The sequence below is a fragment of the Streptomyces sp. NPDC097595 genome (assembly GCF_044761525.1).
In the GTDB taxonomy this organism is placed as follows: Bacteria; Actinomycetota; Actinomycetes; order Streptomycetales; family Streptomycetaceae; genus Streptomyces; species Streptomyces drozdowiczii_A.
Genome location: NZ_JBIWCN010000014.1, coordinates 115836 through 133884, shown reverse-complemented (window position 1 = coordinate 133884; position 18049 = coordinate 115836). Strand labels below are relative to the sequence as shown.

Genomic DNA, 18049 nt, shown 5'->3' with positions numbered 1-18049 from the left:
GCCCATCGGTGCCACGGCGCGGGGGGTGTGGTCCTGCCGTCCCCGCCCGGCCTCGCCCGTCCCGTCTGCTTCCCGGCGCCGTCCATGGGGTCAGCTCATCGGGCCGCCCGGCCCCGACGCAACCGAATACCGGGGGCTCACCGGGCCTCCTCGTGGGCGGAGGCCCGGTGAGCGTGTCACTTCTCGTCGCGCAGCCGGGCTGCCAGCGCGGCCAGGGACTCCGTCTCCTCGGTGCGGCCCAGGGCGGTCAGGCGCGGGATCGCCGTGTCGAGGCGCGTGAGGGCGGGGACGGTCCGTTCCAGGTAGATGCCCTCCACGACGCCCGCGAGCCGGACGCACTCGGCCCATTCGCCCGCGTTCTCCGGTCCGGGCTCCCCGAGCCCGCCGAGGGCCTTCTCCAAGGCGGTCAGGGCGTCCTCGTACTCCCCGGCGTAGGCGTTGACCCGGCCGTGCTCGTAGGCGAGGGCGGTCTCCAGGGAGCGGCCCTGGGGTTCGTACCCGGCGGCGCGGGCCTCGTCGGCCATCCGCTCGGCGTCCGCGAGGCGGGCGAGGGCGTCGGGGAGACCGTCGGCGCCCTGCTGTTCGGCCTGGAGGCGGGCGATTTCGCGCAGGGCGTTGCTCAGCTGCTCGTAGCGCGGGGCGCGGGAGTGGGCGGCGAGCGCCTGCCCGACGGCTTCGCCGGCCCGGTCGAAGTCGCCGGCCTCGGCGAGGAGCACGGCCGTCTCCGCGGCGATCATGGCGTGGCTCCCGGGGTCGTCGGCCCAGTCCGCCGACTCGGCGGCGAGGGCGACGAATTCCGCCGTGGCGGCCTTGAGGTCCTCCCCCGCGTGCAGGGCGCGGGCGCGGAGCAGGCGCAGCTGGGCCGTGAGCCGGTCGTCCAGCTCTCCGGCGGCGACGTCCGGTTCGGCGAGGACGGAGTCGAGGAGGGCTATGGAGTCCTCGACCCGTCCCAGGTCCAGGCTGAGCTGGGCGGCGTTGCTGTAGGTGCAGAAGGCGCCCGTCCGCTTGCCGTGCCGGAGGTCGAGTTCGGCGGAGCGCGTCAGGTGGCGCAGTGCCTCGTCGGGGCGGCCGAGGTGCATGCACGCCTCGGCCAGGTCGCCGTGGAGGCTGGCGGTGTCGGCGATCCCGGCGGGCCACTCGGCTGCCACCCGCACGGCTTCGGACAGCCCGGTGTGGGCCGCCTCCGCGTCCCGCAGGCCGAGCTGGATCCGGCCGCGCAGTCCGAGCGTGCGCGGAAGGTGCCAGGCGGGGCCGTGCTGCCGCAGCCGGTCGAGGAGGGCGTCGAGCTCGGTGAGAGCGGTGGGGAGGTCGCCGGAGACGGCGTGGGTGCCGGCCAGGAGCAGGGCGGCGCCGGATATCTGGACCGACAGGTCGTGCTCGGTGGCGAAGGTGTGCAGCAGCTCCACTTCGGCGGCTGCCTCCGCGACGTGTTCCTCACTCCCCGCCGCCTGCACGCGCAGGCCGAGCAGGGTCGCGCGGAGCCGCAGCAGACGGCCTTCCTGGTACGGCGTGAGTCCGGGCGTCTCCTCGTGCAGCCGGACGATGCGCGCGTGGGCGACGGTGAGCGCCCGTGCCTTCTCGTCGGCGGTTTCGGCGGCCTCGGCCTCGGCCACGCCCGCGGAGATCGCGGCGCCGGCGCGGGCCACCGCCGCGGCCTGCGGGAGCTCGGCCGTCCCGTACAGGGCGGCGGACTCTTCGTAGAGGGCGGAGGCCCGCGCGTCCTCGTCCACGTCGGAGGCCCGGCCGGCCTCGTCGGCCAGCAGGTCCGCACGGAGCCTGACGAGCGGGCCCACGGCCGGGTCCTCGGGGTGGGTGTAGTCGCGGGCGGCGACGAGGGCGCGCAGCCGGTCCCAGCAGAGCTGCGCGTCGGGGTGTGCCTGCTCGTCCAGTTCGCGGGCCCGCGCGATGAGCTCGGGGACGGTCTCCGGGACGGTGGGCGCCTTCTGGGCGGGGGGTGCGGCGGCCGGGGCCAGGTCGTCGAGGGCGCGGGTGCGCAGGGTCAGTTCCAGCGCGTCGAGCAGCGGTGCGCGGTCGAGGCGGGCCGTGCGCCGGTCGACGTGGGCCGTGGTGCCGTTGCGGGCGTCGAAGCGGGCGGCGAGTTCGCCGGCGCGCTCCCGGACCTCGGCGCACAGTCCGGCCACGGTCCAGGTGCGGCCCGGGTACCCGGCGGCCGGCAGCTCGCCGTGGCCGAGGGACTCGACCCGCCGCAGCAGGACCTCCACGCCGGTGAGGAAGTCGAACTGGTCCAGTGGCGAGTCCACCTCGGCGAACAGGACCCGGTTCTCGGCGAGCAGTTCGAGACCGCGGGCCTCGTTGCCGGTCAGGGCGCAGAACTCCAGGTGCCGGCCGACCTCCCCGGCCATCGACGGGTTGCGGCGGCAGCCCCGGTACCCGACGAGGTGGAGTTCGCGGGCGCGGTCGGCGTCACCGGTGCGCAGCAGCGGCAGCAGCGCGTACGAGAGGGAGCGGGCGGGCTCCTCCTGGCAGCTCTCCTTGCCGTCGAGGACGGGTTCCCAGGTGCGCAGGGCGCGGGCGTCGTCGCCGGCCGCGAGGTGGTACAGAGCCCGTTCGCAGATCTCGCAGGCTTCGCAGTCGCTGAACGGGGTGCGGGTGCGGGCCGCCCACAGCTCGTAGGCGGGGGCGGTGTCCTCGCCGAGGTGGGCGGCGAGCTGGTAGGTCTGCGCGTAGTACGGCTGGAGGCCGAGGCCGGCCTTCTCGTACCGGCCGCGCATCTCGGTGAGCCACTGGCGCAGGCTGGTCAGCGGTATCTCGGGCAGGGCGCGCAGGGAGTTCGCCACCCACTTGAACCGCCAGAACACCAGATGGCGCAGCCGGTCGGTGAAGACGTCGGGCTGCTCGTCGAAGAGGGTGAGCAACCGGGCGAAGACGACGGGCGACTTGCGGGGCTCGGAGCCGTACGTGTACGCCTCCTGGAGTTCGAAGAGCGTACGGACCAGGGCGAGGGGGTCCTCGAACCGCTCGGCGGCTTCCGCGAGTTCCTCGGCGGCGACAGTGCGGGCACGGCCGTAGGGGCGCCGCTGGTTCTCCTGGAGCGCGTCGTACAGCTCGTCGGTGTTCTGGGGTGCGGTCGGCATCGTCAGCTGTCCTTGCGGAGGGCGTGGGCGAGGAGATCGAGGAAGGAGCGGTTGATCAGGCTCGTCTCGGCGGGCCTGAGCGGGCGCCGGGACAGCATCGCGGCCTGCCCGTACAGGGCTTCGGCACTGGTGCGGGCCAGCTCGGGCTCGTCGATGGCGGCGGCGGTGCGCACCAGCGGGTTGAGCTGGTTGAGGATCAGCTGGGCGCGCGGGACCTCCTGGCGCAGGGCACCCAGGATGTCGCCCCACACCCCGCCCTGCTGCTCGCGGGCGAGCTGGGAGCGGGTGCGCTCGTGCCGGGCGTCGCGGCTGTCGATGAGGAGGGCCGGGGCGGAGGCGGGCTGGAAGGTGCGCAGGGCGACGTCGCAGTCGAAGACCGCGAGGGCGTCGCGGGCCAGGGCGAGGTAGGGCGCCGCGGCGAGCTCCGTCTCACGGTCGACGGGGTCCAGATGGGCGGTGAGCGTCGCCGGGTCGAGGTCGGCGACGCTGACCTCGGGCCGGAGCTCGGGGAGCCGGTGGACGAGTTCCCTGTCGTACGTGTAGCCGCCGTTGACGACGCCGAGCCCGGCGGCCGAGGCGATGGCCGCGACCTGCCGGAACTCCTCCACGCTGGAGGTCACGAGCACGGTGCGGTGGGTGCGGGCGAACTCGTCGAGGGTGGTGGACCCGTCGGTGGTCTCGAACGGAATCCACGGCAGCAGCATCCGCAGGATCTCGTCGTCGTGCACGGCGAGCGACTTCACGGCCAAGTGGTGGGCGCCCAGGAAGCGGGCGAGCAGCTCCGGGTCGCTGGCGGCGATGCGGGAGATCCAGGCGCGCAGCTTTTCGGCGAGGGCGTCGCGTACGGCGGCGAGGGTGTCGTCCTCGTACAGGGACTCCCGGGAGGCCGTGGGGCGCAGGCTCTCGGCGTCGACCACGCAGCGGACGAAGAACGCCCAGTCCGGCAGGATCTCCTCGGCCTGCTCGGACAGCAGCATGCCCTTGACGTGCACGCGGTGGCCGTGGCGGCGGCCGGTCGGCACGGTCTCGGGCAGCACGCAGGCGATGCCCTTGAGCCCGACGGCGGGCAGGTCGAGATCGAGGGTGTCCAGCGGTTCGAACCCGAGGACCTCGGTGCCGTAGGCGGCCAGGGCGCGGGAGCGAGCTCCCGGGGTCGGGTAGGTACGGGCCCAGGGGGCGGGCTCCGGGTTGATCCGCGCAGCAGGGCCGCCCTTACCGTCGTCCACCGTCACCGGGTGGCGCAGCAGGGAGCCGAAGTGCCGGGCCAGGGCGGCGACCTGCGCCGGGCGGGTCCACTCCCCCGCGTCGGCGCGCGGTGTGAGGGTGACGGTGGTGCCGGGCTCCGGGCGGGCGGAGGCGGGCAGGGTGCGGACGGTGTAGCTGCCGTCGCCGCGGCCCCGCCACTCGACGGCGGGTGCGTCGGGGGTGCGGGCGGAGCGGCTGAGGACGTGTATCTCGTCGGCGACGAGGAAGCAGGAGAGGAGTCCGATGCCGAACTGGCCGATGAAGTCGCCGCGCTGCTCGGCGATCCGTTCGGCGCGCTTGCTGCTGCGGCCGATCGTGGCGAGGAAGGCGTGGACATCGGTCTCGGTGAGCCCGACGCCGTCGTCCTCGAAGCGTACGACGGCCCCGTCGGCGTACAGGCGGATGCCGAACGCGTCGGCGGGGGCGCCTGGTTCGAGGCTGTGCCGGGCGGTCAGCGCGTCCACGGCGTTCTGCAGGAGTTCGCGCAGGTAGACGCGCGGGCTGGAGTAGAGGTGGTGGGAGAGGAGGTCGACGAGACCGCGCAGATCCACCTGGAAGGTGCGGTCGTCGCCGGTCGGTCGCGTGGTGGTGTCGGGTGCTGTCATCAGGCAGTCCGGGGAGGGAGGAGCGGGCGGATGGGAGGGGGCCTGTGGGCGGTCAGGCGCGGCGCTGGTGGCGGGCGAACTGCTTCTCCGGTTCGCCGAAGTAGGCCCACGGCCAGCTGGTGAAGGCACCGTCGAGCGCGTGGAACACGCGCTTCGCGGTCTGCCGCTCGCCGGCCAGCGAGAGGGCCATCGCGAAGATGTTGAAGTCGTGCTGCCAGCCCGGGCGCCGTTCGTAGGCGGGGTGGAGGATGCTGCGCTCGGCGGCGCGGCGCAGCTCTTCCCGGATCTCGTCGGTCTTCAGGCAGTCCGTCTCGTCCGACTCGACCCAGTCCTCGATGTGCGCCATGGGTATCACGCAGCCGATGCGGTCGCCTTCCGGCGCTTCGGCGTACGCGTCGCGGGCGAACCGCAGGGCCTCGCCCGGTTCGCCGCCCCAGCGGGGCTGCAACTGGGAGATCCAGTCGATGTGGGTCTCCAGGTCCAGCGGGGCGCGGCGCAGGGCCGCGTCGAGCCGGGCCTCCGTGATGTCGGCGCCGAGGGACATGCCGCGGCCCGAGGTGAGGAGCCGCCGCCACGGGGTGACCCACTCGGGCCGCAGCTCGGCGGCTTCGAGGAGCTGCTCCTCACCGATGCGGAGCCGTTCGTGGAAGACCCGCCACTGTTCCCGCGTCACCTGGGACGCGCGGGCGGCGGTGCGTGCCTCCCAGCCCCACTGGATGTGGCGGGCTCCCGCGATGAGCAGGGCGGTCGCCCGGTGCTCCTTGTCCTCCTCGGCCGCCCTGCCGATCCAGTCCTGCACACCGTCGAGCTCTTCGAGTTCGTTGAGGATCTGGTGGTCGCGGCCGAGGTCGAAGGGCGTCAGTGCCGCCTTGACCGCCTCCCAGTCCCCCGCCCGGGCGGCCTCCACCAGGACGAGGACCCGCGTGTCCCCGAGCGCCCGCAGCGTGTACATCCCGTTCTGCTTGCGCGGGGTCGGAAGCGCGTGCGGACCGGCCGCCGTTCTCTCCTCAGCCCTGCCGAACAGCTTGCCGAACATGCCGCGCCCTCCCCTGGTCCCGCTTGATCGTTCGGTGCAGCATAAGCGGCCGCACCGACAACGGCTCCACAGGGCCTTCACGACTGCTTCATACGTCCGGCACGGACGCGGATCCGGTCTTCCTCAGGGGCGTTCCGCCGCCAGGGCCTCCTGGAACTCCCCGTACGCGTCCGCGTCGAAGAGCACGAACCGCACCTCTTCGACGGGCGGCGCGGCCTCCGCCAGCACGGTGCGGACGGCGATGCGGGCTCCGTCGTCCATGGGCCAGCCGTAGATGCCGGTGGAGATCGCGGGGAAGGCGACGGTACGCGCCCCGAGTTCCGCCGCGAGCCGCAGGGATTCGCGGTAGCACGACTCCAGCAGGGCCGAACGGTCCTCGGTTTTGCTCCACACCGGGCCGACCGTGTGCACCACCCAGCGGGCGTCGAGCCTTCCGGCGGTGGTGGCGACGGCCTGGCCCGTGCGCAGCCCCTTGCCGTACCGCGAGGCGCGCAGTTCCCGGCAGGCGGCGAGGATCGAGGGGCCGCCCCGGCGGTGGATCGCTCCGTCCACACCTCCACCGCCGAGCAGCGAGGAGTTCGCGGCGTTGACGACGGCGTCGACGGACTGGCGGGTGATGTCTCCCCGTACGAGGGTGACGGTGACGTCGGAAGGCGTGCTCATGCGGTCATCATGCCCTGCCCTCTCCCGGCCGCACGGGAGTTGTCCGACGGCGTTGTCAGTGCCCGGTGTTAGCGTCGCCACCATGGCGAATCGTTCGTATCTCTACTCCGCCGACTCGGTTCCGAGCGACGCGGACATCCCGCAGCGCGTCCGCTGCATATCCGAGCACAACTGGGACATCCCGCTCGCGCACAAGCTCCTGGTGGGGCACGGGACGACGGTGGTCCCGTCCATGATCTGGAACCACCCGATCTGTATCGCGGCGGATTACGCCGCCGGGGCGGCGCTGCTCCGCGACGTCCTGCGCGCGGTCGGCAACGGCCTGGAGGACGACGCCGAGTTCGCCGCGTGCATGGCCAGGACCACGGCCCACCTGGAGAAGCAGGAGGCGAAGTACTTCCTGCTCGAAACGGGCGAGATCGTCTCGATGACGGACGACGACCCGGCGGAGAGCGTACGGCGCCTGGCGTCCGAGGACGTCCCCGAGGCAGTCGCCCTCGCCGAGGCGGCGGTCGCCGGCCGCAACGACACCTGGCTCGCTTCCGTCCGGGCCGACTGGCAGCGGCACTTCGCGTCGTTCTACGCCGACGCGCTCTACTTCTCTTTTCCGGAATCCACGGACAACTGACAACGGGAGTACGTGATGGCGAAGTTCATATTGCTGGTCAACCACGACGGCGGGGTCTTCGAGGAGCCGATGGACACCTGGCAGCCGGGTGACATCACGGCCCACTTCGACTACTACGCCCTGTTGACCAAGGAGTTGACCGAGAGCGGCGAGCTGGTCCAGTTCATGGCACTGGCCGATCCGCGGCAGGCCCGCACGGTCCGTGCGGACGGCGTCGCGCCTCCGGTGGTGACAGACGGGCCGTTCGCCGAGTCCAAGGAGGTCCTGGCCGGCTTCAACGTCTTCGAGGTCGAGTCGGAGGAGCGCGCGCTGGAGATCGCCGCCCGTATCTCCGCCGTTCCGGGCCCCGGCGGTGTGCCCACGCAGCAGCCGGTCGAGGTGCGGCGGGTCACGGCCGACGAGCACGGCGAGCTGTGAGCCGGGGCGCCCCGTGAACGCCCCGGTGCGCGTCGAGGACCTGCTGCGCTCTCTCGCTCCGCAGGGCGGGAGCGGGAGGAGAAGGCCGCGCGGGAGCCGGCGTCGGGGGCCGCCGCCGGGCAGGACGACTCGTTGACGCTGTTGTTCATGTGCTGCCACCCGGCGCTCACCCCGGCCTCGGCCATCGCGTTGTGCCTTCGGGCGGTCGGCGGTCTGACCACCGCCGAGATCGCCGGCGCGTATCTCGTCCCGGAGGCGACCATGGCGCAGCGCATCAGCCGTGCCAAGCAGCGTCTCAAGGCGTCCGGTGTGGCGTTCGACGTACCCGAGCCGGGCATGGACGGCTGGGAGTCGCGGCTCGGTTCGGTACTGCGGGTGCTGTATCTGATGTTCAACGAGGGGTACGCCGCGAGCCGGGGCCCCGCGCTGCACCGCGCGGATCTCGCCACCGAGGCGATCCGGCTCGCCCGGGGCGTGCACCGGGCCCTGCCCGGGGAGGGCGAGGCGGCGTCGCTGCTCGCGCTCATGCTGCTGACCGCGGCCCGGCGGCCCGCCCGCACCGGCCCGGGCGGCGAGCTGGTCCCGCTCGACGAGCAGGACCGCATCCGCTGGGACCGGCGGCTCATCGGCGAGGGGGCCGCCCTGCTCGCGGGCACGCTGGGCCGGGGCCGCCCCGGCGAATACCGCCTCCAGGCGGCCATCGCGGCCCTGCACGACGACGCGGCCCGCGCCGAGGACACGGACTGGCCGCAGATCGCCGCCCTGTACGCGTTGCTGGATCAACTGGCGGACGGCGCCAACCCCGTGGTCGCCCTCAACCGGGCCGTCGCCGTGGCCATGAGCGAAGGGCCTGCCGCCGGACTCGCCCTTCTCGACGCCCTCGACTCCGGCGACGGTCCCTTGACCGGCCACCACCGGCTGCACGCCGTGCGCGCCACCAGCACACCGGAGCAGCGGTACCTGACCGGGCGGGCGGCATGCCTGCGGCACGGCGGGGCGGGGTGACCCGCACGGGAACCGGAAGGCCGGGAGAAACGATCTTGCACTGATCCAATCGGCTGTAAACGGGGCGCGGCCTTCAACGTTCGCGGCCCCGCTGCCGACAACACGGGCATGACTCCCTCCTCTTCACGACGTTCCAGTTCACGACGTTCCAGGATGCTGGCGCTCGCAGCCGCTTCGGCATGTGTCCTGGCGGCAGCGGGCACGGTGTCCGCATCTCCGTCCGCGAGCGCCGATGCGGCCGCCACGTCCTGGGTGGTGTCCCTGGGCGACAGCTTCATCTCCGGCGAGGCCGGTCGCTGGGCCGGCAACAGCAACGAGTCCAAGAACGGCTATGCGCGAACCGACCGGGCCTGGGAGCCGGAGACCAAAAAGACTGACCAGCGCCGGGTGTACGGCCCCTCCTACGACAACGGATGCAACCGCTCCGACGTAGCGGAGGTCCAGTCGCTCACGCTGGACGTACGCCATCTCAACCTCGCCTGTTCTGGGGCGACTTCTACGGCGGTGCTACTGCCGGAGCACGGCGGCAAGCCGTTCAAGGGCGAGCCGTCCCAGGCGGGTCAGCTCCAGAAGGCAGTGACTGGGCAGCCGGTGCGTGCAGTGGTGGTATCGATCGGCGGCAACGATCTCGGCTTCTCCTCCATCATCACGGGGTGTGCGAGCAACTTCCTCAAGCCCTTCGGCGGCTCGCCCTGTGCGCCGAAGGCATCCCAGCGGGTCGACGAGCGGCTGCCGGATGTCCGGCAGGCGGCGGTCAACACGTTGGCCGACGTGAAGTCCGCCCTCGCCCGCGCCGGGCACCCGGCCGGCTCCTACCGTCTCGTGTTGCAGTCCTACCCCTCCCCGCTGCCCGACGCCGCCCGTCTGCGCTACCCCGGCGAGAAGTACGACCGCCTCAACACCGGCGGCTGCCCGTTCTTCGACAAGGACCTCACCTGGGCACACGACGAGCTCGTGCCCCGTGTCAGCACCACCCTGGCGGGCGCGGCCCGCGAAGCCGGCGCCGAGTTCCTCGACCTGTCGCGCTCCTTCGAGGGGCGCGAAGTGTGCTCCACGACCACCCGGCAGGCCGACCTGGCGCACCCGCCGAGCGGCGCCACGAGCGAGTGGATCCGCTTCGTGACCAGCGGCGCCGGCCAGGGACAGAAGCAGGAATCCCTCCACCCCAACCGCTACGGACAGCAGGCACTCGGCACCTGCCTGACGCTGCAACTCCAGCAGCCCGCAGCCGACCACCGCTGCACCAACACCCCGGGCAGCGGGCCCGGCGCGATGCGCCTGGGGCCGGTCACCTGACGGGGTGTTCAGGCGACCGGTGGCGGCCTACGGCGCGATGCGGGCGAGTGAGCCCGTCTCCAGCGCGGTCCACAGGGCGCCATCGGGGCCGACCGTGATGCCGTGCGGTTCCGAGTCGGGAGTGGGCAGGTCGTGGGCGGTGACGGAGCCGTCCGAGCTGATCGTGGCGACGCGGTTGGCTCCCCACTCGGTGAACCACACGGCGCCCTGTCCGTCGACGGTGACGGCGTGCGGCCGGGCGGCCCGGTCGGGCAGCGGGAACTCCGTGATCCGCCCGTCGGGGGTGATCCGGCCGATCTGACCGGCGGCGATCTCGGTGAACCACAGCGCTCCGTCCCGGCCGGCCGCGATGCCGACCGGGCCCGCCGCCTCCGTGGGCAGGGGGTGCAGGGCTACCGCCCCGTCCATGCCGATCCGCCCGATGGCGTTGCCCTGGTTGAGGGTGAACCACATCGCGCCGTCGCCCCCGGCGGTGATCGCGGACGGGAACGCCCCGGTGGCGGGGAGCGGGAACCGGGTGACGTCGCCGTCGACGGTGATGCGGCCGATGCGGTCGGCGGCGGTCTCGGTGAACCACAGCGCGCCGTCCGGTCCCGCCGCGATGCCGAACGGCCCGGAGCCGGGGCCGGGTACGTCGAACTCGGTGATCGCGCCGTCGACGGCGATCCGCCCGATTCTGTCGGCCCGGTACTCGGTGAACCACAGCGCGCCGGCCGGACCTGGGGTGATCACGGTCGGCCCGCTGTCGGGGTCGAGGCGGTGGGTCGTCGGTTCCCCGCCGGGGACGAGGCGGCCGATCCGGCCGCTGTGGACGAGGGTGAACCACAGGGCGCCGTCCGGTCCCGTGGTGAGGGTGTACGGTCCGGCCTCGGCGTCGGACACCGTGTGCTCTTCGATCGATACCCGGGTCGCGTCGTGCACGGGGGTTCCTCCGTTCGTACTCGGTGGCGGGGCCGGGATGTGTGCGCGGCCCTTCAGCGGCTGTCCACCGCGGTGGTCTTCGGCGTTTCGGTAGACCGTACCGGCGCGGCAGCGACTTCCGCGGGTGTGGTTCTCGTCAACCACAGACCGGTGAACACGGCGGTGGCCAGGGTGATGGCACCCGCCGTCAGGAAGGCGCCGTCGAGGCCGGTCTCGAAGGAGGCGCCGCCGGATTGCCGGCCGCGGACCACGGCTCCGAGGACCGCCACGCCGAGCACCGAGCCGATCTGCCGGGTGGTGCTGCTGATGCCCGAGGCCAGACCGCCCTCCTGCGCGCTGACGGCCTGGATGGCGGCGCCGGTCAGCGGAGACATCGTCAGGGCGAAGCCGACGCCCACGACCGCCAGCCGCCACCACACGTTCCCGTAACCCGTGTCGGCGTGCACCGTGCCGAGGGCCAGCAGTCCGAGCCCGGCCAGGGCCAGACCGGCGGTGACCACGATGCGGAAGCCGTGCCGGGCGGCGAGGCGGCCCGCGTACGGGCTGACGATCACCATGGCGAGGGTGGCGGGGAGGGTCTGGAGTCCGGCGCGCAGGATCGAGCTGCCCTGGACGTACACGAAGAACTGGGAGAAGAAGAACGTCGAGCCGCCGAGCGCGAACCCGACCACGACCATGGCGGTGTTGGAGACGGTGAACAGGCGCTCCCGGAACAGCTGTAGCGGCAGCATCGGTGCACGGCGACGCGCTTCGACGGCCACGAAGGCGGCGAGGAGGAGCACCGCGGCGGTGAAGCTGCCGAGGATCAGCGGCGACGTCCAGCCGCGCGCCCCGCCCTCGATCAGCCCGTAGGCCAGCGCCCCCACACCCAGGACGGACAGCGCCGTCCCGGGGATGTCGAGCGCGGGGGCATTCGGATTGCGGGCCTCCTCAAGATGGCGCAGGCCGGCCAGGAGAAGGACCACGCCTATGGGCAGGTTGACCAGGAAGATGGCGGGCCATCCGAAGGCGTCGGTGAGCACGCCGCCGATCACGGGGCCCGCGGCCAGGCCGACGCCGCTGAGACCGGCCCACAGCCCGATCGCCTTGATGCGTTCCTGCGGCACGGGGTATGCGGCGGCGAGCAGGGCCAGCGAGGCGGGGCTGAGCGCCGCCGCGCCGATGCCTTGCAGCACCCGGCCCGCGATCAGCCAGCCGAGCGAGGGCGCGAGGCTGCACACCACCGATGCGACGGTGAACACCGCGACACCGGTCAGGTACACGCGTTTACGGCCGAAGCGGTCGGCGAAGATGCCGCCGGACAGCAGCAGCATGGCGACCAGCAGGACGTATGCGTCGACGATCCATTGCAGGCCGGTGAGTTCCAGGTGGAGCCGGTGCTGCATGTCGGGCAGCGCCGCTCCCACGATCGTGTTGTCGAGCAGGACCATGAACTGGCCCAGGCAGGTCACCGTGAGCAGCACGGCGCGGTTCGGCCGGCTGTCTGCGGCCGCATGCGATGCAGTGATGGGAACCCCTCGCTTCCTAACGCAGTCAACGACTGCGTTAGGCGACTGTAAGGGAGGCCGATGCGTAAACGCAAGTGATGGCTGCGTTAAAGTGGGGTGTATGGACGAACAGCGAGCCCGGCGGCCCGGTGGGCGCAGCGCGCGGGTCGGCGCGCAGGTGCACCAGGCCGTCACCGAGCTCATCAGCGAGCGCGGCTACGGAAACTTCACCGTCGGCGAGGTCGCGGCCCGCGCGGGCGTGGCCGACAGCAGCATCTACCGCAGGTGGGGCGATCTGGAGGCCCTGCTCTGCGATGTGGCGCTCAACCGCCTCAACGCGCGCTCCCCCATGCCCGACACCGGGAGCCTGGACGGCGATCTGCGTACGTACGCCTCCCAGGTGGCCCGGGAGATCACCGGACCCGAAGGACCGGCGGTCCTGCACCTGGCGGTCGCCCTGGCGAACGCGGGCGAGCAGGGCATGCAGGCACGCGACGCCCTGCGGACCGAGCGCATCAGGCAGTTGCAGTCCATGCTCGACCGCGCTCACGAGCGGGGCGAGTCCGCTCCCGAAGCGCTCACCGTGCTGGATTACGTGCTGGCCCCGATGTACAGCCGGGTCCTGTTCGGCATGGGCCCACTCACTCCGGAGTACGTCGACGGGCTGGTCGACCGGCTGCCCTGACCCGGGGCCGGTGTCCGAATTCCGGTGGCACGAGGGGGCGTCACCCCCACACTGTCCCTGTAACGATCAGCGGAACACGGACCAGCCACGGGGGAAGTTCATGACGGAACACGAAGACGCGTACGCGAACCCGGCGGACCGCCCGCCGCAGGGCATGCCGCACAGCCCGCCGGCCGGGGTCTTCGGGCCGCCCCCTCCGGCGGACGTACCGCCTCAGCACTCCCCGTACGCCGCCCCGTCCGGGGTCTTCGGGCCGCCGCCGCAGGGCCCCTACCCCCCGCAGGCCGTACCGCCGCCGCGCTCGCCCTACGGTCCTCCGCCGCAATACCCGTACGGTCCGCCGCAGTACGGGCCGGGGCAGCCGCCGCCCGTCCGGCGGCGCAAGCGTCTGCTGCTGTTCGGCGGGGTCGGGGTGCTGGCCGCGGGGCTCGTGGCCGGACTGCTGGTCCGGCACGGCGGGGCCGGGTCGGACGAGCCGGTGGCCAAGCGGGACTTGAAGCCGTTCCGGCAGGCCGTGGCCGCCCTGGCGGATGCCCCCGGTCTGCGCTACCGGGACTCCGGTGACGACCCGGTGAAGCGGGACATCACCGTCACCTCGTCCGGCAGCCGCTTCGGTGCCGTGGAGGTCGGGAGCTCCGGACTCGCCCGCGAGGTTCTGCACATCGGCGGCAGGACCTTCACCCGGGCGAAGGGCTCGGCCTCCGGCGCGTGGGCGGCCGCCGACGAGAGCGACAGCATCACCCAGGAGACGGTCGGACACGTGCCGGCCCCGCCCGACCTGGCGACCGCGCTCGCGAAGGCGCTCGACCCGCTGGAGGGCACACCGGCCCCCAGCGAATCCGCGCGGCCGCCCGCCGTCGACGGCACCCCGGCGCTCGCGGTGGACACCTCGGCGGGCCGGCTGCTCGTCACGAAGCAGAAGCCCCACCGCGTGCTGCGTCTTGAGTCGTACGGTGCCGCGCGCCCCGGAGGCACGTCCGGCGGTTCGGCCGATGCGGCCCCGGTCCGGCTGACGACCGTCACCGCCCGGGCGGGATCGGACGACGAGGATCCGCCCGAGATCCCCGAGTTGACGGACGGCCCCTTGGCGGAGAGCGATTCCGAGGGGCTGGACCTGGCGCCGGTCGCCGGGGACGCCGTCGACCCCATGTACGACACGCTGGAGAAGCAGACGGAGGAGCTGAAGAACGCCACCGACAGCGGCATCAGCCTGACCCTCAGCAGCGGCGGCACGGTGAAGTGCGGTACCGGTGGCTGCACGGCCAGGAACAGCTTTTCCGGACACCTCACCACCAGCGCCAGGAGCCGTCTGGTCAGCGGCAAGGTCACTGCGGTGATGACCGCCTCCTTCAGCATCGACGGCAGGTCCGCCGGCCGGTGCACCAGTCCGCAGAGCTCCTTCACGGTCTCCGGAACGTCCGTGTCGGGCAACCTGTCCTGCTCCGACCCGGGCGCCGGACCCACCTTCGCCTCGGTCGAGGCGCAGAAGAAGAACGAGGCACGGGCCCGCTCCCGGGCCAGCGGCGGCCGCCTCGTCCAGTACCGGATCCCGTACCGCGCCGACACCCTGATCAACGCCTATGCCCTGGCGAAGACCGAGGTCAAGAAGCTGGTCGACCGGGTACGCCAGGAGCGCGACGCCGGCGGCTGCACGCCCCGCACCTCGGCCTCGGGCACGGCGGCCCGCTCCGGAGGCGTCACCGTGCCGGCCGGGCTGTTCCGCTCCACCGCCCCCGTGCACCTTCGTCCGTCCACATGGGCCGGCTTCTCCTCCGGCCCCAAGTGCCCCGACGCCAAGGCGGTGCAGGCCGCGGAGACCGTCATCGACCGGGCCGGGGACGGCAAGGTGCGCAAGTCCAGCAACTACCACCCCCACTTCAGCGACGCACGCGTGGCGGAGATCCTCAAGGCCCCGGACGCGGTGTACCTCTCCCAGGGACAGCGCGGGAATCTCATCTTCCGGAAGGGCGAGGACATCGTGGTGACGAAGGGCCCCGGCGCCGGGGCGGGTGACGTCATCACGGGCTACGGCCCCTCCGGCAAGAAGGGCGAGACCGGGGCCAAGGCGCTCGGCGGCTCGCCCGACGACCCGCAGCCCCCGGTGACCCACGAGGACATCGTGAACGGGAAGATCCACGACACCAAGGGCGGCTACCTGGCGGCCGCGAGGCGCATCAAGTGAGGCGACGACCACGGTGAAGGTCACCATCGGCGACGGCATGGCCGCCGAGACGACGGACCGGCCCCTCGCGTTCACCCCCCGCTTCGACTTCCGCGATCTCCAGCTGATCGTCGCGGGGTACGCGGACCCGGCCGGACGCGAGCGGGAGCTGTCGGAGACGTTCGGCAGCATGCGGTGGCTGTGGTCGGAGGACGAGTACGTCCGCTTCGACCGCGACAGCCGGGAGCTGCGCAGTCTCACGTTCTTCGTGCCCGCGCGGTACGTCTCCGAGGCTGCGGACCGTGCGCCGCGCACCCGGGCGGCCGGGCTGCGCGCGGACGTCGTCGGGGAGTTCGGCATGCCCCCGACCACGGTGTTCCACTGCGACCCCGAGGGCCGCGCGCTGAACTGCCTCGCGGACGCCCGCCTCCTCGGCAGGGAATGGGACGCGCGGCTCGGGGTCGCCCCCGATGTGGCCCTGCTGGTCCACGAGGGGGCGGTCGCCGGCTGGAGCCTCGGCGATCCCGCGCGGTACCTGACGGACGGGTTCGCCGAGCCCCCTTCCGGCCCGCCGGCCGCCGCCACCCGGCTGCGGCTCGCCGAGTGCCTGGAGCTGGTCTCCTCGCCGCTCGTGGAGGAGGTCATGGACGCGGACCCGGAGGCGTGGCAGCGGCTCCGGTCGGTGGAACGCGCCTTGCGCGAGCAGCGGGTGGACCGGGCCAGGGCGGACGTCCTGCGCGGTGTCATCAGCCGTCTCATCGAGGATTACGAGGGGTGAGACGGAATTTTTGACATGGACACACCCCTGCGTGGATAGGGTCATGGAGTCAGTCCGTCCCCATGCCCCCCACACGGGAAAGGGAAGCCATGAGAGTCTCCCGGATCTCCGGTGTGGCAGCCTTCGCGCTGTCCATGCTTCTGGCCCTCACGATGTCGCTCATCTCCGCCCGGCCCGCCGAGGCGGGGCAGACGGCCATCCGTGGCGCCGATCCCAGCGTGCTGCGCGTGGGCGGGACGTACATCTCGGTCCAGTCGACCGGCGGCGGCATCAGCGTCCGGCAGGCGTCCTCGACCGGCGGTCTGGCCTCGGCCCCGGCCCGGCAGGTGTGGTCGGACACCGGGAACCTGGGCGAGATCTGGGCCCCGGAGATCGTGCGGGACGGCGGCCGCTACTACGTGTACTTCTCGGCCGGCCGGGGCGCCGCCCACCGCATGTACGTGATCAGCTCCGCGGGCCCCGACACCGGATACACCGCCGCGACGAAGCTCGCCCTGCCCGACGACAAGTGGGCGATCGACGGCACCATGTTCACCTTCAACGGACAGCGCTGGTTCGTCTGGTCGGGCTGGGCCGGCACGACCAACGTCGAGCAGAACCTCTACATCGCGCGGATGAGCAGCCCGACCACCCCCACGGGCGCCCGGTACATCATCTCCCAGCCCAGGGAGAGCTGGGAGCGCGTCGTCGGCAACCCCTTCATCAACGAGGGCCCCGAGGCGATCAAGGACCCGAACGGGCAGCTGCACATCACCTACTCCGCCAACGGCAGCTGGAGCGATCAGTACTGCGTCGCGGAACTGCGGCTCCGGGCGGGCGGCGACCCGACGTACGTGTGGGACTGGTACAAGTCCAACGGCTGCCTGTTCGGCTCCAACCGCGCGACGATGATGACCGGCTGGGACCCCACCCTGAACGTGAACGGCCCGGGCCACCACACCTTCGTCCTGCTCGACGGGGACATCGCCACCAGCCCGCCGGCCGGGCCCACGTTCCCGCTGATGTTCCACGCGGTGGCCAAGGGCACCCCGTACAGCTGGGAGAACCGCTACTGGTACACCGGCTCCTTCTGCTGGTGGGGCAACACCACGTACAGCCGCGCCAACGTCCCCGGGCCGAACACCGACACCGGTTACAGCCTCAAGTTCTTCGAGTGACACCGAGCACCGCGTGAATCCGGTCCGCGGTGGCGCGCGGGCGGAACGCGTATCCGTTGTGGCCGCCGGGGAACGTCTCCAGACGTGTCCCCAGCGCGCCGGCGAGAAGTTCGGCGCATGTGTGCGTCCAGAGGTGGCCCGACTTCTCGCCGGCCGCGGCCACGATGCGGGCGGGCGAGCAGACGAGCGCGGCCGGGTCGAGGACGTGTGCCCTGATCGCCGGCAGGTCGTAGGTGAGCAGGACCTCCGCGTTCCGCACGCGGTCCGGCCCGGGAGCGCGTGGCGGGAGGTCCGGCTCGGAGTCGGCGGGGTCGATGTCGAGGTCGGCCGCGAACGCGCGCATGGCCGCGTCCGCGCCGTGCGTTTGGAAGGTCTCCTCGACGGCGAGCAGCCGCCCGATGCCCTGCCCGGGATCCGGAAGCAGGCGCGCGGCGGGTGGTTCGTGAGCGACGACCGCCGCGACCTGCTCGGGATGACAGGCTGTCAGTTCCAGTGCGATGAGGGCCCCGAGGCTGGTTCCGTAGACGAGCGCGGGCTCCGGGCCGAGGCTGCGGAGCAGGCGGGAGGCGTCCTCGGCGTGCGTGGCGAGCGTCCTCGCGGGGGCGTCGGTGGTGCTCCCGGACAGGCCGCGCCGGTCGTAGGTGACGACGGTGTACCGGTCGGCGAGGTGGCGTGCCAGCGGTTCGGTGGCGTCGATCCCGTGGTGGCCTCCCGCGATGAGCAGGAGCACCGGACCGTCGCCTCGGACGGTGTGGCGCAGGCGTGCGCCCGGAACCGACAGTGTGGATTCCTTCATCGTGCGACCGCCGATCTGTGTGTCGGACAGGCCGCGGACAGGCCCTGTGCCGATCGTGCCGCCGCCGGTGCCCG

At 72.6% G+C, this 18049-nt stretch carries 14 protein-coding genes and 1 pseudogene; 8 read left to right on the top strand and 7 right to left on the bottom strand.

The features are described from left to right. Positions 1-176: 176 nt before the first annotated feature. From ACIQZN_RS22200 to ACIQZN_RS22185, 4 genes are all read right to left on the bottom strand, one after another. A complete protein-coding gene (locus tag ACIQZN_RS22200; protein WP_403996468.1) occupies positions 177-3095 on the bottom strand; it encodes a hypothetical protein in 2919 nt (972 codons plus the stop codon). A 2-nt stretch (positions 3096-3097) separates the two neighbouring features. Continuing rightward, complete coding sequence (locus ACIQZN_RS22195) at positions 3098-4945, bottom strand: HSP90 family protein (RefSeq protein WP_403996465.1); 1848 nt, start codon at positions 4943-4945, stop codon at positions 3098-3100. 52 nt (positions 4946-4997) lie between these two features. Further along, a complete protein-coding gene (locus ACIQZN_RS22190) occupies positions 4998-5981 on the bottom strand; it encodes a hypothetical protein (protein ID WP_403996462.1) in 984 nt (327 codons plus the stop codon). A 123-nt stretch (positions 5982-6104) separates the two neighbouring features. Further along, positions 6105-6644 carry an O-acetyl-ADP-ribose deacetylase gene (locus ACIQZN_RS22185; RefSeq protein ID WP_403996459.1) on the bottom strand — a complete coding sequence of 180 codons (540 nt, stop codon included), beginning with the start codon at positions 6642-6644 and terminating at the stop codon, positions 6105-6107. 82 nt (positions 6645-6726) lie between these two features. On the opposite strand from ACIQZN_RS22185, the gene ACIQZN_RS22180 reads away from it, so the two are divergent. The 4 genes and pseudogenes from ACIQZN_RS22180 to ACIQZN_RS22165 all read left to right on the top strand — a co-directional run bounded on the left by ACIQZN_RS22180 (position 6727) and on the right by ACIQZN_RS22165 (position 9990). Further along, positions 6727-7272 carry a hypothetical protein gene (locus tag ACIQZN_RS22180; RefSeq protein WP_403996456.1) on the top strand — a complete coding sequence of 182 codons (546 nt, stop codon included), beginning with the start codon at positions 6727-6729 and terminating at the stop codon, positions 7270-7272. A gap of 15 nt (positions 7273-7287) precedes the next feature. After that, positions 7288-7689: a YciI family protein gene (locus ACIQZN_RS22175; protein ID WP_403996453.1), complete on the top strand. Its 402-nt coding sequence runs from the start codon at positions 7288-7290 to the stop codon at positions 7687-7689. A gap of 51 nt (positions 7690-7740) precedes the next feature. Continuing rightward, a pseudogene (locus ACIQZN_RS22170) lies at positions 7741-8694 on the top strand (RNA polymerase sigma factor); the annotation flags it as partial. Between the two features lie 204 nt (positions 8695-8898). Next, entirely contained in the window at positions 8899-9990 is a 1092-nt protein-coding gene (locus ACIQZN_RS22165; protein ID WP_403996450.1) for a GDSL-type esterase/lipase family protein, read from the top strand. A 27-nt stretch (positions 9991-10017) separates the two neighbouring features. Here ACIQZN_RS22165 and ACIQZN_RS22160 read toward each other — a convergent pair whose 3' ends face one another. Then, positions 10018-10911 carry a virginiamycin B lyase gene (locus tag ACIQZN_RS22160; RefSeq protein ID WP_403996447.1) on the bottom strand — a complete coding sequence of 298 codons (894 nt, stop codon included), beginning with the start codon at positions 10909-10911 and terminating at the stop codon, positions 10018-10020. A 53-nt stretch (positions 10912-10964) separates the two neighbouring features. After that, positions 10965-12419: an MFS transporter gene (locus tag ACIQZN_RS22155; protein WP_403996650.1), complete on the bottom strand. Its 1455-nt coding sequence runs from the start codon at positions 12417-12419 to the stop codon at positions 10965-10967. 100 nt (positions 12420-12519) lie between these two features. Here ACIQZN_RS22155 and ACIQZN_RS22150 point away from each other — a divergent pair, with 100 nt between their 5' ends. The 4 genes from ACIQZN_RS22150 (at position 12520) to ACIQZN_RS22135 (ending at position 17179) form a co-directional block, all read left to right on the top strand. Beyond that, the gene (locus ACIQZN_RS22150) at positions 12520-13083 is read left to right on the top strand and encodes a TetR/AcrR family transcriptional regulator (protein ID WP_403996444.1); all 564 of its coding nucleotides are present in this window, start codon (positions 12520-12522) and stop codon (positions 13081-13083) included. 100 nt (positions 13084-13183) lie between these two features. Beyond that, complete coding sequence (locus ACIQZN_RS22145; protein WP_403996440.1) at positions 13184-15265, top strand: hypothetical protein; 2082 nt, start codon at positions 13184-13186, stop codon at positions 15263-15265. A 13-nt stretch (positions 15266-15278) separates the two neighbouring features. Continuing rightward, the gene (locus ACIQZN_RS22140) at positions 15279-16022 is read left to right on the top strand and encodes a hypothetical protein (protein WP_403996437.1); all 744 of its coding nucleotides are present in this window, start codon (positions 15279-15281) and stop codon (positions 16020-16022) included. Between the two features lie 89 nt (positions 16023-16111). Beyond that, a complete protein-coding gene (locus tag ACIQZN_RS22135) occupies positions 16112-17179 on the top strand; it encodes a glycoside hydrolase family 43 protein (protein WP_403996434.1) in 1068 nt (355 codons plus the stop codon). Here ACIQZN_RS22135 and ACIQZN_RS22130 read toward each other — a convergent pair. Next, complete coding sequence (locus ACIQZN_RS22130; protein ID WP_403996431.1) at positions 17163-17975, bottom strand: alpha/beta fold hydrolase; 813 nt, start codon at positions 17973-17975, stop codon at positions 17163-17165. The genes ACIQZN_RS22135 and ACIQZN_RS22130 overlap by 17 nt on opposite strands. Between the last annotated feature and the right edge of the window lie 74 nt (positions 17976-18049).